16 protein-coding genes and 1 pseudogene are annotated in these 17,226 nt (G+C 63.9%); 12 read left to right on the top strand and 5 right to left on the bottom strand.

What is annotated here, in order from left to right; all coding sequences use genetic code 11:
- Nucleotides 1–3: 3 nt before the first annotated feature.
- The 4 genes from FJ974_RS14255 to FJ974_RS14240 are packed head-to-tail and all read left to right on the top strand — an operon-like array spanning nucleotide 4 to nucleotide 4,557.
- On the top strand, nucleotides 4–1,191 hold the full coding sequence (locus FJ974_RS14255) for a beta-ketoacyl-ACP synthase (RefSeq protein ID WP_140537398.1): 1,188 nt from the start codon (nucleotides 4–6) through the stop codon (nucleotides 1,189–1,191).
- A gap of 28 nt (nucleotides 1,192–1,219) precedes the next feature.
- Nucleotides 1,220–2,491 carry a beta-ketoacyl-ACP synthase gene (locus FJ974_RS14250; RefSeq protein ID WP_140537400.1) on the top strand — a complete coding sequence of 424 codons (1,272 nt, stop codon included), beginning with the start codon at nucleotides 1,220–1,222 and terminating at the stop codon, nucleotides 2,489–2,491.
- Between the two features lie 36 nt (nucleotides 2,492–2,527).
- Nucleotides 2,528–3,556, top strand: coding sequence for a zinc-binding dehydrogenase (locus tag FJ974_RS14245; RefSeq protein WP_140537402.1), 1,029 nt, complete (start codon nucleotides 2,528–2,530; stop codon nucleotides 3,554–3,556).
- Between the two features lie 5 nt (nucleotides 3,557–3,561).
- A complete protein-coding gene (locus tag FJ974_RS14240) occupies nucleotides 3,562–4,557 on the top strand; it encodes a lipid A biosynthesis lauroyl acyltransferase (protein WP_140537403.1) in 996 nt (331 codons plus the stop codon).
- 21 nt (nucleotides 4,558–4,578) lie between these two features.
- Here FJ974_RS14240 and FJ974_RS14235 read toward each other — a convergent pair whose 3' ends face one another.
- On the bottom strand, nucleotides 4,579–5,010 hold the full coding sequence (locus FJ974_RS14235; RefSeq protein WP_140537405.1) for a L,D-transpeptidase: 432 nt from the start codon (nucleotides 5,008–5,010) through the stop codon (nucleotides 4,579–4,581).
- Between the two features lie 256 nt (nucleotides 5,011–5,266).
- Here FJ974_RS14235 and FJ974_RS14230 point away from each other — a divergent pair, with 256 nt between their 5' ends.
- From FJ974_RS14230 to FJ974_RS14210, 5 genes are all read left to right on the top strand, one after another.
- Nucleotides 5,267–6,544: an acetylornithine deacetylase/succinyl-diaminopimelate desuccinylase family protein gene (locus tag FJ974_RS14230; RefSeq protein WP_140537407.1), complete on the top strand. Its 1,278-nt coding sequence runs from the start codon at nucleotides 5,267–5,269 to the stop codon at nucleotides 6,542–6,544.
- A gap of 220 nt (nucleotides 6,545–6,764) precedes the next feature.
- On the top strand, nucleotides 6,765–8,243 hold the full coding sequence (locus tag FJ974_RS14225) for an ABC transporter substrate-binding protein (RefSeq protein ID WP_140537408.1): 1,479 nt from the start codon (nucleotides 6,765–6,767) through the stop codon (nucleotides 8,241–8,243).
- A gap of 40 nt (nucleotides 8,244–8,283) precedes the next feature.
- A complete protein-coding gene (locus FJ974_RS14220) occupies nucleotides 8,284–9,231 on the top strand; it encodes an ABC transporter permease (protein ID WP_140537410.1) in 948 nt (315 codons plus the stop codon).
- On the top strand, nucleotides 9,228–10,097 hold the full coding sequence (locus FJ974_RS14215) for an ABC transporter permease (protein WP_140537412.1): 870 nt from the start codon (nucleotides 9,228–9,230) through the stop codon (nucleotides 10,095–10,097). Before FJ974_RS14220 ends, FJ974_RS14215 begins: the two co-directional genes overlap by 4 nt.
- Nucleotides 10,094–11,716: a dipeptide ABC transporter ATP-binding protein gene (locus tag FJ974_RS14210; protein ID WP_140537413.1), complete on the top strand. Its 1,623-nt coding sequence runs from the start codon at nucleotides 10,094–10,096 to the stop codon at nucleotides 11,714–11,716. The genes FJ974_RS14215 and FJ974_RS14210 overlap by 4 nt, the downstream gene beginning before the upstream one ends.
- A gap of 107 nt (nucleotides 11,717–11,823) precedes the next feature.
- On the opposite strand, the gene FJ974_RS14205 is transcribed toward FJ974_RS14210, so the two are convergent.
- Nucleotides 11,824–12,309 carry an NUDIX domain-containing protein gene (locus FJ974_RS14205; protein WP_140537415.1) on the bottom strand — a complete coding sequence of 162 codons (486 nt, stop codon included), beginning with the start codon at nucleotides 12,307–12,309 and terminating at the stop codon, nucleotides 11,824–11,826.
- A 39-nt stretch (nucleotides 12,310–12,348) separates the two neighbouring features.
- Nucleotides 12,349–12,780 (bottom strand): TerB family tellurite resistance protein, encoded by a 432-nt coding sequence (locus tag FJ974_RS14200; protein ID WP_140537417.1) that lies wholly within the window; start codon nucleotides 12,778–12,780, stop codon nucleotides 12,349–12,351.
- A 260-nt stretch (nucleotides 12,781–13,040) separates the two neighbouring features.
- On the opposite strand from FJ974_RS14200, the gene FJ974_RS14195 reads away from it, so the two are divergent.
- Together FJ974_RS14195 and FJ974_RS14190 are read left to right on the top strand one after the other, a co-directional pair.
- Nucleotides 13,041–13,211, top strand: a complete 171-nt coding sequence (locus FJ974_RS14195; protein ID WP_140537418.1) for a hypothetical protein — start codon at nucleotides 13,041–13,043, stop codon at nucleotides 13,209–13,211.
- Between the two features lie 82 nt (nucleotides 13,212–13,293).
- Nucleotides 13,294–13,509 (top strand): annotated as a pseudogene (locus FJ974_RS14190) (AraC family transcriptional regulator); the annotation flags it as partial.
- A 311-nt stretch (nucleotides 13,510–13,820) separates the two neighbouring features.
- Here the strand turns inward: FJ974_RS14190 and FJ974_RS14185 are convergent.
- Both FJ974_RS14185 and FJ974_RS14180 read right to left on the bottom strand, forming a co-directional pair.
- Nucleotides 13,821–15,296 (bottom strand): cobyric acid synthase, encoded by a 1,476-nt coding sequence (locus tag FJ974_RS14185; RefSeq protein ID WP_140537420.1) that lies wholly within the window; start codon nucleotides 15,294–15,296, stop codon nucleotides 13,821–13,823.
- Nucleotides 15,296–15,910, bottom strand: coding sequence for a dimethylsulfonioproprionate lyase family protein (locus FJ974_RS14180; RefSeq protein WP_140537421.1), 615 nt, complete (start codon nucleotides 15,908–15,910; stop codon nucleotides 15,296–15,298). Before FJ974_RS14180 ends, FJ974_RS14185 begins: the two co-directional genes overlap by 1 nt.
- 138 nt (nucleotides 15,911–16,048) lie before the next feature.
- Here FJ974_RS14180 and FJ974_RS14175 point away from each other — a divergent pair, with 138 nt between their 5' ends.
- Nucleotides 16,049–17,215, top strand: a complete 1,167-nt coding sequence (locus FJ974_RS14175) for an isobutyryl-CoA dehydrogenase (protein WP_140537423.1) — start codon at nucleotides 16,049–16,051, stop codon at nucleotides 17,213–17,215.
- Nucleotides 17,216–17,226 lie beyond the last annotated feature (11 nt).

Here is a 17,226-nt window from a genome sequence, read left to right as displayed (position 1 = left end):
CCCATGAGCTCCCACGACGTCGTCATCACCGGCATCGGCCTTGTCTCTTCGCTGGGAGAGGGTCCTGATGCGCACTGGCAGAAGCTCACCCAGCCGGGCCTCGAGCCGGTGCTCGAGGCCGCGCGCTTTGCGCCCTACACCATCCATCCCCTGCCCGCGATCGACTGGAACCTGCAGATCGCCAAGCGCGGCGACCAGCGCCAGATGGAAACCTGGCAGCGGCTCGGCACCTATGCCGCCGGTCTGGCGCTTGACGACGCCGGCATCAAGGGCAATGACGAGCTCTGCGCCACCATGGACATGGTGGTGGCTGCCGGCGGCGGCGAACGTGACGAAGCCGTCGATGCCGCCATTCTCGCCGCTTCCGAAAGCCGCAACGACCGCGACGTGCTGCTCAACGAGAAGCTCACGACGGAATTGCGGCCGACGCTGTTTCTGGCCCAGCTTTCGAACCTGCTCGCCGGCAACATTTCGATCGTCCACAAGGTCACCGGTTCCTCCCGCACCTTCATGGGCGAGGAGGGCGCCGGCGTCGCTGCCGTCGAGACGGCCGCCGCCCGCATCCGCTCCGGCCAGTCGACCCATGTCCTGGTCGGCGGCGCCTTCCAGACCGAACATTCCGACATGCTGCTCGGCTACGAGCTCGCCGGCTATCTGCATCGCGGCGCCTGGAAGCCGATCTGGCAGCGGCAAGGCGCTGAAGGCGGCGGCGTGGTGACGGGATCCGGCGGCGCCTTCCTGGTACTAGAGCAGCGCGGGCATGCGCAAAGCCGCGGCCGCAAGATCTACGCCGAACTCGGCCCGGTTGTTTCCGGCCGCGCCAGGCGCCGGCATGGCGAGCTGGACACCGCGATCGCCGCGCTATTAGAACAGGCAGCGCTGCCCGCCGGCGAATTGCTGACCATATCGGGTGCCTCCGGCGCCCATGCCGCCACGGCTGCCGAGAAAGCGGCGCTCGACGCCAATCCCGGGCTCGCCGCGCGCGCCTTCTCGACATTGACCGGCCATATCAAGGAAGCACAATTTCCTTTTGCCGTGGCGCTCGCCGCGATGGCCGTCGACCGCAAAGCAGGTTATCCCGCTTTCGACGCCACGGCGGAAAAGCCGTTTGGCGGCGTTCCCGAAACCGTTCTTGCAACGGCGATCGGCTATCACCAATTCGAGGGCATGGGGCTGATCAAGGCGGCCTGAGCTGCGATCGATATTGTCAGGACAAAACATGGCCAATCTCACAGACCACATGGGCAGGCCGATCGTTGCCGTGACCGGCATCGGCGTGGTGACGTCGCTCGGCGTCGGCAAGGCTGACAATTGGGCGGCGCTGACCTCGGGCAAGTCCGGCATCCATCCGATCACCCGCTTTCCGGTCGATCACCTGAACACCCGCATTTCGGGCATGGTCGACTTCCTCCCCTCGAGTTCCAGGGGCGCAAGCCCCCTTACCTATGAGCTGGCGGAAACGGCGGCGCAGGAGGCGGTCTCGGAAGCTGGTCTTGATTCCAGTGAATTCGGCGGACCGCTGTTCCTGGCCTCGCCGCCGGTCGAGCTCGACTGGGCCGACCGCTTTTCGCTCTACAATTCCGACAAGCAGGATGCCGGCGCCGAGCGGCTGCTGCGCGTGGCCCGCGCGCTGAAGGAGCTCGACGTTTTCGAGACCACGCAGTTCGGCTCGATCGCCGACAGGTTGGCCGACCGCTTCGGCACGCGCGGCCTGCCGATCACGCTCTCGACGGCCTGTGCCTCCGGCGCCACCGCCATCCAGCTCGGCGTCGAGGCCATCCGCCGCGGCGAATGCGACAAGGCGCTGTCGATCGGCGCCGACGGCTCCGCCACCGCCGAGGCGCTGATCCGCTTCTCGCTGCTGTCGGCGCTTTCCACCCACAACGATATCCCTGAGAAGGCGTCAAAGCCGTTCTCCAAGGACCGCGACGGCTTCGTGCTGGCCGAAGGCTCCGGCGCGCTTGTTCTGGAATCGCTGGAAGCGGCCCTTGCCCGCGGCGCCACCATCCTCGGCATCATGCGCGGCTGCGGCGAAAAGGCCGACGATTTCCACCGCACCCGTTCCAAGCCCGACGGTTCGCCGGCGATCGCGGCGGTCCGCGCAGCGCTGGCCGATGCCGGCCTCGGCGAAGACGAGATCGACTATGTCAACGCACACGGCACCTCGACGCCGGAAAACGACAAGATGGAGCATCTGTCGCTGTCGACCGTCTTCGGCGAGCGCATCGGCTCGATGCCGATCTCGTCGAACAAGTCGATGATCGGCCACACGCTCTCGGCGGCCGGCGCGGTCGAGGCCGCTTTCTCGCTGATGACGATGCGCGAAAGCGTCATTCCGCCGACGATCAATTACGACAATCCCGATCCGGCGATCGTGCTCGACGTCGTGCCGAACAGCAAGCGCAACGCCGAAGTCGGCACGGTTCTGTCGAATTCCTTCGGCTTCGGCGGCCAGAACACCTGCCTTGTCATGGCGCGGGAACCGGTCTAAGCGAGCCTTTTCCGCTCGACAAAACTGACAGGCCCAATGCGCGCTTTGCAACTTATCGAGGACCGCCGGCTTGAAACGGTGGACCTGCCGCCTCCCCCGCCGCCTTCGCTCGGCGAAGTGACGCTGCGCATCCGGGCGGTGGCGCTCAACCATATCGACGTCTGGGGCTGGCGCGGCATGGCCTTTGCCAAGCGCAAGCTGCCTCTGGTCGTCGGGGCGGAGGCTTCCGGCGAGGTCGAAGCGGTCGGTCCTGGCGTCTCCGGCCTGTTGCCGGGGCAATTGGTGTCGATCTATGGCGCGCGCACCTGCGGCCTTTGCCGCGCCTGCCGCGAAGGCCGCGACAACCTCTGCGAGCACGTCTCCGGCGTCCATGGCTTCCATCTCGACGGCTTCGCGCAGGAAAAGATCAACCTGCCTGCCCGCCTTCTGGTGCCGGCTCCGCCCGGCGTCACCGAGATTGGCGCCGCGGTCGCGCCCGTCACCTTCGGCACCGTCGAGCACATGCTGTTCGACAATGCGAAACTCGAGCCCGGCGAGACTGTCCTGGTGCACGCGGGCGGCTCCGGCATCGGCAGTGCGGCAATCCAATTGGCGAAGAAGATGGGCTGCACGGTCATCACCACGGTCGGTTCGAACGACAAGATCGACAAGGCCAGGGCGCTCGGCGCCGACCATGTCATCAACTACCGCGAGGACCGTTTCGAAGGCGTCGTGCGCAAGCTGACCAGGAAGAAGGGCGTCGACGTCGTCTTCGAGCATGTCGGCGCCGACACCTTTGCCGGCTCGATGCTGTGCCTGAAACGCGGCGGGCGGCTCGTCACCTGCGGCTCGACCTCGGGCGTGTCGACGCAGGTCAATCTGATGCAGCTTTTTCAGCAGCAGCTGAAACTGCTCGGCTCGTTCGGCTGCCGCATGGAGAACATGGCCGATGCCATGCAGAAGATGGCGGCCGGCCTCGTCGCCCCTGTCATCGATACCGAGGTCGGTTTCGACGATATCGACGCCGCGCTGAAGCGCATGGAAGGCCGCGACGTCTTCGGCAAGATCATCCTGCGCGTCTCTTAAGCAAAATGGTCGGCAAGGTGCTCAAAAAAGCCCGCCGGGACTTCATGTTCCGCTACGGTCGGCGGCTGCGCCAGATGGAACACTGGCTGGTCGCCCGCCTCGCCATGGCGATGATCTCGCTCTTGCGCCTTTTGCCGCCGGACCGGGCGCTCAATTTCGCCGACCGCGTCGCCCGCCGCATCGGCCCGATGGTCGGGCGTCACCGTGTGGCGTTGAACAATCTGCGCCTTGCCTATCCGCAAAAGAGCGATGCCGAGATCGAGGCCATCGCGTCCGACATGTGGGGCAACATGGCCCGGCTTGCCGCCGAATACATCTTTCTCGACGCCCTCTTCGATTTTGATCCCAATGCCGCGAAGCCGGGCCGGGTCGAAGTCAGCGGCGTCGAGCATTTCGCCGAGATCGCCGGCGAGAAGAAGCCGCATATCCTGTTCACCGGCCATCTCGGCAATTTCGAATTGCTGCCGGTGGCCGCCGCCACTTTCGGCATGAATATCACGGCACTGTTTCGTCCGCCCAACAACCCCTATCTCGCCGACTACATCCATTCGACGCGCCGCTCATCGATGGGTGGCCTGCTGCCTTCCTCCACCGGCGCATCCTTCGCCCTTGCCGCCATCCTGGAAAAGGGCGGCAACATCGGCGTGTTGGTCGATCAGAAATTCTCCGGCGGCGTGGACACGACCTTCTTCGGCCGTCCATGCCAGAGCAATCCGATGCTGGGCATGCTCGCCCGCCACTATGATTGCGACGTCTATCCGGCCCGTTGCGTCAGGCTGCCGGGAAATCGGTTCCGCCTCGAGATCGAGGACAAGCTCGATTTGCCGCGCACCGAAAGCGGCAGCGTCGACGTCCATGCCACCACCCAGGTGCTCGCCGATATTGTCGAGCGCTGGGTGCGCGAGGACCCCGGCCAGTGGATGTGGTTCCACAAACGCTGGGAAATCAGTGGCCGCCGCCGCAAGCGCGGGCGGTCACCCGAAGCAACCGGCCAATCCTAAAGACCGGCGTTTCACAAGCGATCAGTTTGTGACGACGATCCGCGTATTGCCGAAGCCGACTTCCTTTACCATCGTATAGAAGGTCGCAGCGTTGGCCGTGTGCAGGCGCACGCAACCATGCGAGGCCGGGCGCCCGAGATACCTCACCGCGCCGGTGCCGTGGATGGCGTAGCCGCCGTGGAAGAACACCGAATAGGGCATCGGCGAGTTGTCGTATTTGCGCGAATACCACATCCGGGCGGTCCATTGCGGTCGGTAGGAGCCGCGCGGCGTGAAATAACCCTTGCGCGCGGTCGATACGTCCCAACGGTAAAGCACCTGGCCGTATCTGCTGACGGTCATGGTCTGCGTCGAAACGTCGATGTTGGCGACCAGCGTGGCCGCCCGGCTTGCGAATGACGTGCCAAGCAGCGCTGCTGCCAGAACGGCTGCCATGAGAACGAACTTTTTCATGCGATCAAACCCCTTTGATTGCCCCCCGCCATCACGCGGTTTCTTTCCATCGTTTCACCGGCAGGTGCGTTAAGTAGCACACACTCCTTGATAAATTCGCCAACCCACAACGACGAATTTGAACGATTTTCCCGCTATAGTTGCCGCCGCCACATGCACCCTCGACGGTTTAGGCGTTCCGGGATTGCGTTGGCCGATACACACTGATCGCGGCAGGTTGCTTGCAAAAATGCCGCGTTCCTTCTTCAATTGTCCGATGAAGGAACGACTCCTGAGGGCCGTCGACAACCGGCTCGACGAGCTGGTAGCGCTGACCGCCGACCTGATCCGTTTTCCGACCGTCAACCCGCCGGGTGAGGCCTATGGGCCATGCGCCGAGTATGTCGGCGCGCGCTTACGGAAACTCGGTTTCGAGATCGAGTTCATCCGCGCCGAAGGCACGCCCGGCGACACCGACCGCTATCCGCGCATCAATGTCGTGGCCCGCTTCGACGGCCGCTCGCCGGGTCCTTGCGTGCATTTCAATTCGCATATCGACGTGGTCGAGGCCGGCGACGGCTGGACCGTCGATCCCTTCGCCGGGCTGGTCAAGGACGGCAGGGTTTACGGCCGCGGCGCCTGCGACATGAAGGGCGGGCTTGCCGCCTCGATCATTGCCGCCGAAGCTTTCATGGAAGTCTATCCCGACTTTCCCGGCGCCATCGAGATATCCGGCACGGCGGACGAGGAGTCCGGCGGCTTCGGCGGCGTCGCGCATCTGGCGAGGCTCGGCTATTTCTCGAAGCCGAAGGTCGACCACGTCATCATTCCCGAGCCGCTGAACAAGGATCGCATCTGCCTCGGCCATCGCGGCGTCTGGTGGGCCGAGATCGAGACCAAGGGCGAGATCGCGCATGGCTCGATGCCGTTCCTCGGCGACAATGCCGTGCGCCATATGGGCGCCGTGCTGCAGGCTTTCGAGGACGAATTGTTCCCGGCGCTCGACCGCAAGGTGACGCGCATGCCTGTGGTGCCCGAAGGCGCCAGGCGCTCGACCATGAACATCAATTCCATCCATGGCGGTCAGACCGAGGATTTTCGCCCCGGCCTGCCCTCGCCCAACGTGCCCGACTGGTGCCGCCTGACCATCGACCGCCGCTTCCTGCTCGAGGAAGACCTCGATACGGTGAAGGGCGAGGTGACTGGCATCCTCGAGCGGCTGAAGCGCCAGCGCAAGAAATTCGACTACGAGATCCGCGACCTGATGGAGGTGCTGCCGCTGATGACCGAGCGCGACGCGCCCGTGGTCAAGGCCGTCGCGCAAGGCATCATGGAAGTTTTCGATCGCGAGCCGGAGTACGTTATCTCGCCCGGCACCTACGACCAGAAGCACATCGCCCGCATCGGCCACCTTTATGACTGCATCGCCTATGGTCCGGGCATTCTCGACCTCGCCCACCGTCCCGACGAATGGGTCGGCATTTCGGACATGGTGGAGTCGGCTAAGGTGATGGCGATCGGCCTCAACCTGCTGCTGCGCGGCACGACGGCCTGACCGGCGATGGCGAAAAACATTTCTCCCCGTTCGGCCGGACAACACGAAACGCAATTTACTCCCGCGCGAAATCACGCTTCTATCCGCCAGGCTTGAGCACAGGGCATGATCCCCGAAAAGTGGGAACCGGTTTTCGGAAAGATCATGCTCAACCAAACATCGAGCCCCATTCCGATTTCCGTCGGGATGGATAAGGCTCTGGCAAATGGGAGTCGGTGCGATGAAACTGTGGAAGACCATTCTGGCCGCGGCCGTTCTGGCACTCGCCACCGCCGCTCCGGCGTTTGCCACGCGCACCGACCTCGTCATCGGCATTCCGCTCGAGCCGCCGCATCTCGATCCGACCGCCGGCGCGGCGGCGGCGATCGACGAGGTGCTCTATGCCAATGTCTTCGAAGGCCTGACCCGCATCGGGCCGAATGGCGAGGTGCTGCCCGACCTCGCCGAAAGCTGGACCATTTCGGATAACGGCAAGACTTATCTTTTCAAGCTGCATACCGGCGTGAAGTTCCATGACGGCACCGACTTCAGCGCCGACGACGTCAAATTCTCGCTCGACCGCGCCCGCGCCGACAACTCGGTCAATGCGCAAAAGGGCCTGTTCGCGCAAATCGACAAGGTCGAGGTGATCGACGCGGCGACCGTCAAGGTCACGCTGAAGAACCCGCAAGGAGGCTTCCTTTACAATATGGGCTGGGGCGACGCGGTGATCGTGTCGCCCAGATCGGCCGACACCAACAAGGAAAAGCCGATCGGCACCGGCCCGTTCAAGTTCCAGGCCTGGACCAAGGGTTCCTCAATCACGCTTGTGAAATCCGACAATTACTGGGGCGCCCCGGTCTTCCTCGACAAGGTCGAGTTCCGCATCGTGCCGGATGCCGCCGCCGCCGTTCCGGCGCTGCTGTCGGGCGACATCCAGGCCTTTCCCTTTTTCGACCCCGACAGCCTCTCGCAGGTGAAGGGTGATCCGCGTTTCAAGGTGGTGATCGGCTCGACCGAGGGCGAGACCATCCTCGCCATCAACAACAAGAAGCCGCCTTTCGACAAATTGCAGGTCAGGCAGGCGATCTCCTTCGCGCTCGACCGCAAGGCGGTCATCGACGGCGCCTCGGCGGGGCTGGGCGTGCCGATCGGCTCGCACATGTCGCCGGCCAACAAGGACTATGTCGACCTGACCGGCCTCTATCCGCACAATGTCGACAAGGCCAAGGAACTGCTGAAGGAGGCCGGACTCGAAAACGGCTTCAAGGCGACGCTGAAGCTGCCGCCGCCTTCCTATGCGCGGCTTGGCGGCGAGATCATCGCCTCGCAGCTGCGCGATGTCGGCATCGATCTGGAGATCATCCCGGTCGAATGGGCGCAGTGGCTGGATCAGGTCTTCACCAAGAAGGACTACGACCTGACCATCGTCTCCCACACCGAGCCCAACGACATCGACATCTATTCGCGCAAGGATTATTACTTCAATTACGACAATCCCACCTTCGACAAGATCATCGCCGACCTGAACCTCACCTCGGATGAGGCAAAGCGCAAGGAACTGCTCGGCGAAGCGCAGAAGATCCTCGCCGACGATGCCGTGGTCGGCTTCCTCTACGAATTGCCGAAGGTCGGCGTCTGGGATACCAGGCTGCAAGGCCTGTGGGAAAATGCCCCGATCCAGGCCAACGACCTCACCAAGGTGAAATGGACGGATTGACGGCTGTGGCCGAAAGGCGCGATCGCCGGGTCGCTGCGCCGTGACCGCCTACCTGCTCAAACGCCTCATCATCGCCGCCCTTACCCTGGTGCTGGCCTCGATGGTGGTGTTTGCCGTGCTGGAGATCCTGCCCGGCGATCCGGCGCGGCTGATGCTTGGTTTCAACGCCAGCGCCGATCAGGTTCAACTGCTGCGCAACCAGATGGGCCTCAACGCGCCGCTCATCCTGCGCTATCTGCACTGGGCGGGCGGGCTGCTCAGCCTCGATTTCGGCCGCTCCTACACCTATTCGGTCCCCGTTATCGATCTCGTGCGCGAGCGCATTGTCGTCTCCCTGCCGCTGGCGCTGATCGCGCTGGCGCTTTCGACGGTGATCGCCATCCCGGTCGGCCTGTTTTCCGCCAGCCGCCAGGGCCGCGCCGGCGATACCGTGGCGATGGGCGCGGCGCAGCTTGGTGTTGCGGTACCGAACTTCTGGTTCGCGCTGATGCTGATCTATCTGTTCGCCGTCTGGCTGCGGCTGGTGCCAGCCGGCGGCTTTCCCGGCTGGAGCGCTGGCCTCTGGCCGGCGCTGAAATCGCTGATGCTGCCGGCCATTGCGCTAGCTTTGCCACAGGCGGCGATCCTGGCGCGCGTCGCCCGCTCGGCGCTGATCGAGGTGCTGAACGAAGACTATATCCGCACCGCCCGCGCCAAGGGCCTGCCCTACCGCGCGGTGCTCTGGCGCCATGCATTGCGCAACGCCATGATCCCGGTGCTCACCATTCTCGGCCTGCAATTCGCCTTCCTGCTCGCCGGCACCATCATCATCGAGAACGTCTTTTACCTGCCCGGCCTCGGCCGGCTGGTGTTCCAGGCCATCACCCAACGCGACCTGGTCGTCGTCGAGAGCGTCGTCATGCTGCTCGTCGCCGCCGTGATCGCCGTCAACCTGCTCGTCGATCTCTCCTATGCCCTCGTCGACCCTAGGCTCAGGGGCCGGCAATGACGATGCGCGTCGACCTGCCCGAGGAGACGCTTGCCGGGGTTCTGGCCAAGGCGTTCGGCAACCGCTCGTTCCTGATCGGCTTCGTCATCACGCTGCTGGTGGCGGCAGTCGCGCTGCTTTCCTTCGTCTGGACGCCCTATGACGTCACCAGGCTGGTGATCGCCGACAAGACGCAGGCGCCGTCGCTGGCGCACTGGTTCGGCACCGACCATTTCGGCCGCGACATCCTGTCGATGATCATGGTCGGCTCGCGCAATTCGATCGCGGTGGCGCTGGTCGCTGTCGGCATCGGCATGGGCGTCGGCGTGCCGCTCGGCGCCCTTGCCGCGGCGCGCGGCGGTCTCGCGGACGAAGCGCTGATGCGCATCAACGACCTCGTCTTCGCATTCCCTGCTCTGCTGTCTGCAATCATGATCACAGCCATTTTCGGCCCCGGCGCGATCAACGCCATCATCGCCATCGGCATCTTCAACATCCCTGTGTTCGCGCGTGTCGCCCGCGCCGGCGCGCTGGCAATCTGGCCACGCGAATTCATCCTTGCCGCGCGCGCCGCCGGCAAGGGCATGACCGGGATCACGATCGAGCACATCCTGCCCAATATCGCCACGCTGCTGCTCGTCCAGGGCACCATCCAGTTCGCGCTCGGCATCCTCGCCGAGGCCGGCCTTTCCTATGTCGGCCTCGGCGCGCAACCACCGATGCCGAGCTGGGGCCGCATGCTGTTCGACGCGCAGACGCGCATGGTGACGGCGCCATGGATGGCGATCTTTCCCGGCATGGCGATCGTCATCACCGTGCTCGGCCTGAACCTGCTCGGCGACGGCATCGCCGACATCCTTGACCCGAAATCGCGGCGACGGCGATGAGCCTGCTCGAGATCGAGGCTCTGTCGCTCTCGATCGGCAGCACGCCGATCCTTAAGGGAGTCGAGCTCGCAATCGCGCCCGGCGAGGTGGTCGGCCTGGTTGGCGGATCGGGCTCGGGCAAGTCGATGACGGCGCTGACAATCATGCGGCTCCTGCCGCACCTCGCACGCCCCAACGGAAAAATTACCTTCGACGGCATCAATATCCTTGCCGCAAGCGAGGACCAGATGTGCGCGCTGCGCGGCGACGACATCGGCATGGTTTTCCAGGAGCCGATGACGGCGCTCAACCCGGTCAAGACGATCGGCGAGCAGGTGGCCGAAGGCATTCGCTGGCACACCAAGGCAAGTCGCGCCGAGGCCGAGGAGCGGGCGCGAAAAATGCTGGACCGGGTCGGGTTGCCGGAGGCAAAATTCCCGCTGTCGCGCCACCCGCACGAACTGTCCGGCGGCCAGCGCCAGCGCGTCGTCATTGCCATCGCTTGCGCGCTGAAACCGAAGCTGCTCATTGCCGACGAGCCGACAACGGCGCTCGACGTGGTGCTGCAGGCGCAGATCCTCGATCTCTTGCGCGATCTCGTCGCCGAAAACCGCATGGGCCTATTGCTCATCTCGCACGACCTCGCGGTGGTGACCGAGATAGCCGATCGCCTGACCATCCTGCGCCGTGGCGAGGTGATGGAAGCCGGCGACACCGCGCGCACGCTGTCGGAGCAGTCGCATCCCTATACGCGTGAGCTGGCCCTGGCTTCCACGCATGTGCCGGCACGGCCTAAGACGCACCTTGCCGGTTCGGCAAAGCCCTTGCTCGAGGTAGAGAGCGTCAGCCGGGATTATCCGGGTCGGCGCAAATCGTTGTTCAGGCCGGCAGAGCCGATCCGCGCCGTCGACGATGTCTCGCTGACCATTGAACCGGCCCAATCGGTGGCCCTCGTCGGCCGTTCTGGCTGCGGCAAGTCCACCCTTGCCCGCATGATCCTGGCGCTGGACAAGCCGACGGCCGGCACGATCCGCTTTCGCGATGAAACCATCACCGGCAAGACAGAGGCCGAGCTGAAGCCCGCGCGCCGTGACATGCAGGTGGTGTTCCAGGACCCTTACGGCTCCTTCGATCCGCGCCAGAAAGTCGAAAAGCTGGTTGCTGAGCCGCTGCACCTTCTGGAAAAGCAGCCGGCGAGAGCCGAGCGGCGCGAGATGGTCGCGCATGCGCTGCACGAGGTCGGCCTCGACCGGCGCGACATGGATAAATATCCGCATGAATTCTCGGGCGGCCAGCGCCAGCGTCTGTCGATCGCCCGCGCCATCATCACGCGGCCGAAGCTGGTCGTCGCCGACGAGCCGGTCTCGGCGCTCGACGTGTCGATACGCGCCCAGATCCTCGACCTCTTCGCCGAGCTCAACCAGAAGCTCGGCATCGCCTACCTGTTCATCACCCACGATTTGACGGTCGCCCGCGCCATCTCGGACGAGGTGCTGGTCATGCATGAAGGCAAGATCGTCGAGCGCGGCAAGACCGGCGCTGTGCTCGACCATCCGCGTTCGGAAGCAGCACAGGCGCTTGTTGCCGCTGCCCCTGACCTGCATCGGGCCATCGCTCGGCGGTTGCAGGAACAAGGTTAAAGCATGTCTCCCGAAAGTGTGCAGCGGTTTCGGGACAAAGACATGCTTAAATCAAAGACCTAAAGCATGTCGCGTGAACCCTTTTTCACGCAACATGCTTTAGCCTCTCAGATCATCTGGAATTTTCCGGAGGCCTTGAACCGCAGATAGGCCTCTATGCTGCGCGCCATGTTGGGCAGCATTTCGGGCAAGCCGTCGGGCGTAAACCAGCCGACCGCAGTGCTTTCATCATCTGTGACGGCCGGCTCGCCTTCGAAGGAGCGCGTGTAAAACACCAGCGCGAAAAACTGTGTGCGATCGCCATTCGGAAACTGGATGGTTTCATATTGTGGGTCGCAGCCGAACCCGAACGGTTCGATATCGCTGACGATCAACCCGGTTTCCTCGACAACCTCCCTGATCACCACCGCTTCCAAGCCTTCGCCTTCCTCGGCATTGCCGCCAGGCAGGCCCCACACGCCGAAATCAGTTCGCTTCTGCAGCAGGATGCAGCCGTCGGCGCGCTCGATGACGATGCGCGCGCCTGGCATCAGCACCAAACGGTTCCCGATCAACGCCCGCAATCGCCCAAGATAGCTGTCGGCAAAGGCCATTCAAACGCTCCCAGCGCCAGCGAACTGTTTGCTCAAGCGTCAGCCCTCCGGCTTCACCAGGTCGACGGGACTGATGTCGAGCAGATCCAGCGTGCGGCGCAGCAACTTGACCTCGCTTTCGGCGAGTTTGGCATCGGCCTTGGCGATCTCCGCCATATGGCGGGCGAGCAGCTTGCGCCGCTCCACGTCAAGATCGTGAAACAACGCGATTGCCTGCGAGCCGTTGGTCTCGTAGCCGTAGTCGTTGAGATATTCGATGACGCTGTCGATCGAGGTTTCGGGGATGCCGAACGCATCCTTGCAGATGCGCCGGAAGGCGATCATCTCGCTCTCCGCGACCGAGCCGTCGGCCAGGATCATCCGGAACAGCATCAGGAGTTCGGCCGACAGCACCGGATCGTCCGCCACCTTGCGCACGCCGGGGTCGCCGTCGAAGATCGATCGTATCTGGTCGAGCAGCGCCATCGCCATCAGCCTCCCGTTGCGATTCCGATCTCTTTGTTAGCGTGGAATCGGTCTTGCGCAAACAGGGTTCCTCGGCGCGCCCGCGTCGACGCAGGGCTGGCCATCCGCATCGGCGCCAGACTGATCGAGCTGCTATTTTTGTCGTCTGCCTGGCGCTGGCGATCAAGCTGTTCGCCGACCCTGCGAATCCTTTGCGCCAGCTAATTGGTGTGTGACGGCGCCGCTGATAGACTGGGTGCGTACGAATCATGTTGAAGGGACTAGACATGAACCTCAGTGCACCCACCCAAATCGTGTTCATTATTTCGTTGATCATCGCCATCATCGGCATTCTCGCCGCTCTTGGCATTCTTGCGTTCATCCCTCTTGCCGCGGTGTGGATCGTCCTCATCGCTTATATTGTGCTCGCCGGCGGCTGCCTGATGCGTGGTGCTTGAAATCGCGAATCTTAGGCGACTCGAAGCGCCCGGCCCGGCCGGGCGCTTTTGATTCCAGGACACGGTCTGATAGAATCATCCCATGTCCGTCGAGACGGAGCGCCATCGAAAAGACAATCGGACCGTCGCCGATAGGTTCGAGATGGTGAGGCTCACACCTGCCCTACCGCTGGGCGGCATCGTCACCGACATCTGCGGTTACCGTGAGACGCTGCCCGGACATTTCCGCATTGTCGAATATGCCTCGCTGACCGTGCCGCTGGTGATCAGTTTCGCCGAAGCCTTCGCCATCGGGCTCAGAGAGAAAGCGTAGGTCTACCGCCGGCAATCGAGGTTAGCGACGGCGTCTAAACTTCGTCATCCACGGGCGAAGCAGGAGCGAAGCTCCGTCGCGGAGACCCGAGGATCCATGCCGTTACGTTGATCGAAGGGCGCGGCGGAGCAGAATTCTGCACCGTTGCAACACCTCGACGTCACGGAATGGATCCTCGGGTCTGCGCTGCGTCGCTTCGCTCCTTGCTTCGCCCGTGGATGACGACGGCACACGTGACTCGGCTAATCGCCAAGGTACAGGACTCGCGAACGAACGCAGCTCAAGGCATCGAGAAACTACCGCGCCAACCCAAAGATCGCGTCGCAGTCGAGATGCCTCTCCAACTCGGCCGCGACCTCGTCCAGTGCCCGCCCGACTTCGGCGCGATAGTCGATGCCACCATTTCTGACGCCGAGGCTTTCCAAATATGCAGCGCGAAAGGCATCTGCGGAAAACAGGCCGTGCAGATAGGTGCCGATCACCTTGCCGTCGGCGGAGATCGCGCCGTCCTCGACGCCGTTGATGATCGCTGACGGCCGGGCGGTGTCCGGTCCGGTGGTGCGGCCGAGATGGATCTCGTAGCCTTCGAGCGGCAGCCCGAACGGCACCGACCGGGCGCTTGAATTGCGCACCGTCTTTTCCGGCTCCATCATCGTTTCGATGTCGAGCAGGCCAAGGCCTTCCGCCTCGGTCACGCTGCCTTCGATGCCGTCGGGGTCGCGCACCATCCGGCCGAGCATCTGGTAGCCGCCGCAGATGCCCACCACATAGCCGCCGCGCTTGCGGTGGGCGATGAGATCGCGATCCCAGCCATTCTCACGGAATTTTATGAGATCGCCGATGGTCGATTTAGAGCCGGGAATGACAACCAGCCCGGCATCTTCCGGCAGCTTCTTGCCCGGCGGCACGAAAACCACCTCGACCTGCGGCTCGGCCTTGAGCGGATCGAGATCGTCGAAATTGGCAATGCGCGCCAGCGTCGGTACTGCCACCTTCAGCGCCCGCTTCTCGCCCGAGGCCAGCCGTTCGAGCACGACCGAGTCCTCCGACGGCAATCTTACCGCCGCTTTCAGCCACGGCACGACGCCGAAGCAGCGCCAGCCGGTGAATTTTTCGATCGCTTTGATCCCGTCGTCGAACAGCGAAACATCGCCCCGGAACTTGTTGATGAGGTAGCCGGCGATCATGCGCCGGTCCCCCTCCGGCAGGATCAGATGCGTGCCGGCCACGGACGCAATCACGCCGCCTCGGTCGATGTCTCCCACGAGGATCACCGGCACGTCGGCGTGCGTGGCAAAACCCATATTGGCGATGTCGCGGCTCCTGAGGTTGATCTCGGCCGCAGAGCCGGCGCCTTCGACGATGACGAGATCGGCGCCCTCACCGACCTTGGCCCAGGAGTCCAGCACGGCGTCCATCAGCCGGCCCTTCATCGCCTGGTAGTCGCGCGCCCGTGCCTCGCCGAACACCTTGCCCTGCACCACGACCTGCGAGCCGATATCGCTCTGCGGCTTGAGCAGCACCGGGTTCATATGCACGGTCGGCGCGACGCCGCAGGCCATCGCCTGCAGCCATTGCGCACGGCCGATCTCGCCGCCTCCGGCTCTGTTGTCGCCCGGCAAGTCGGCGACGGCGGCATTGTTCGACATGTTCTGCGGCTTGAACGGCCGGACCTTCAGCCCGCGCCTCCTTGCCGCGCGGCAAAGCCCCGCCACCAGCACGGTCTTGCCGACATCGGAGCCGGTGCCCTGCAGCATGATCGCTTTGGCCATCAGCCCCTGCCCCCCGCGACGGCGTCGCGTATTGTGGATGTCTGTGCCAGTGGCCCGCCCTGCCAGATGTAGAGCGCCATCAGCGGCTCCTTGCCCGTTCGCATGGCATGGCTGACGTTGGACAAATGATGGATTACTTCGCCTGCCGCGCGAACATGAAAACCGCCCTCGCCCATGCGCCATTCAGTGCCGCCGGTCAGCGGGATGTAGATCTCCTCGGCGATGTGATGATGGTCGGGATAGACGATGTCGGGCCCGAGGATCAGCAGGCCTGCCGCGACTTCGTCATTGACGAAATGCCCGCGTGTGCCGAACACCTCCAGCCAGCCGTAATTGTCGATGAATTCCTGGCCGAAATCGGCGGCGGTATAGGTCTGGCCCCAGCGAAAGTCGTCGCGATGATCCGCCACGAACCGCGCCACAGGCCGGATGTCCGGCGGCGCAAGCTCCGCGATCCGGTCGAGATAGCGAAGGCAGTCGAGCGGGCGAGGTTCGAGGGAGCGGGAGGGCATGTCCCAGTCGATGCGGGCGACGGTATCCGCGACCAGATCGCTGTCGACATTGGCCAGATAGCCATGCAAGCGCTCCAGCAACTCATCGAAAACTGTAGGCACGTGCGGCTCCGTTGATCAATCCATGCACAGCCGCTCCGCGGACGGCCGGGTTGCGCGGCGGCATCATTGGTCTAGATTGAACAGCGCGCAAAGCCAAAAACGACAGGCCAGAAGGTCTGAAACGACAGGGAGCACGCGATGGACGCGGCGGTCGATGCCGGCACCGGCCAGTTCGAACTCACCGAGGAGCAGCGCGCCATAAAGGAGATGGCCGGGGCCTTCGCTGCAGACCGCGTCGCGCCGAACGCGCTCGACTGGGATCGCGCAAAGCACTTTCCCGCCGATGTGATCCGCGAAACCGGGCCGCTCGGCCTCGGCGGCATTTATGTGCGCGACGATGTCGGCGGCTCGGCGCTCGGCCGTCTCGACGCCGTGCTGATCTTCGAGGCGCTCGCCCATGCCGACCCCGCCTTTTCCTCCTTCATCTCCATCCACAATATGGCGGCCTCGATGATCGACCGCTTCGGCTCAGACGAGCAGCGCTGGCGCTTCTTGCCGAAACTGACGTCGATGGAGTGGCTGGCGAGCTATTGCCTGACAGAGCCCGGCTCCGGCTCGGATGCCGCGGCCCTCAAGACGCGCGCGGTGAAGAGCAGCGGCGATTATGTGCTCAACGGCGCCAAGCAGTTCATCTCCGGCGCCGGCGACAGCGATCTCTATGTCGTCATGGCGCGCACCGGCGCCGAGGGCCCGAAAGGCATTTCGGCCTTTGTCGTGCCGAGGGACGCGCCCGGCCTCTCCTTCGGCGCCAATGAGCACAAGATGGGCTGGCACATGCAGTCGACCCGCCAGGTCATCTTCGAAGACTGCAAGGTGCCGGCCGAAAACCTGCTGGCTGCGGAAGGCGCCGGTTTCGGCATCGCCATGGCTGGTCTCGATGGCGGACGGCTCAACATCGCCGCCTGTTCGCTCGGCGGCGCGCAGTCGGCGCTGGACAAGGCGCTCGCCTATACGGCCGAGCGCAAGGCCTTCGGCTCGAAGATCAACCAGTTCCAGGCGCTGCAGTTCAAGCTGGCCGACATGGAGACGGAGCTGCAGGCGGCCCGCATCTTCCTTTACGCCGCCGCCTCGAAGCTCGACCGCAAGGCGCCGGACGCCGGCAAATGGTCGGCGATGGCCAAGCGCTTCGTCACCGATATAGGCTTCGACGTCGCCAACGACGCGCTGCAACTGCATGGCGGCTACGGCTATCTGCACGACTACGGCATCGAGAAGCTGGTGCGGGACCTGCGCGTTCACCAGATCCTTGAAGGCACCAATGAGATCATGCGCGTCATCATCGCACGGGCCCTGATCGGACGCTGACGACAAATATT

The organism is Mesorhizobium sp. B1-1-8 (genome assembly GCF_006442795.2).
GTDB lineage: Bacteria > Pseudomonadota > Alphaproteobacteria > Rhizobiales > Rhizobiaceae > Mesorhizobium.
The sequence above is the reverse complement of the archived record's forward strand: the minus strand, read 5'-3'. Positions and strand labels throughout refer to the sequence as shown.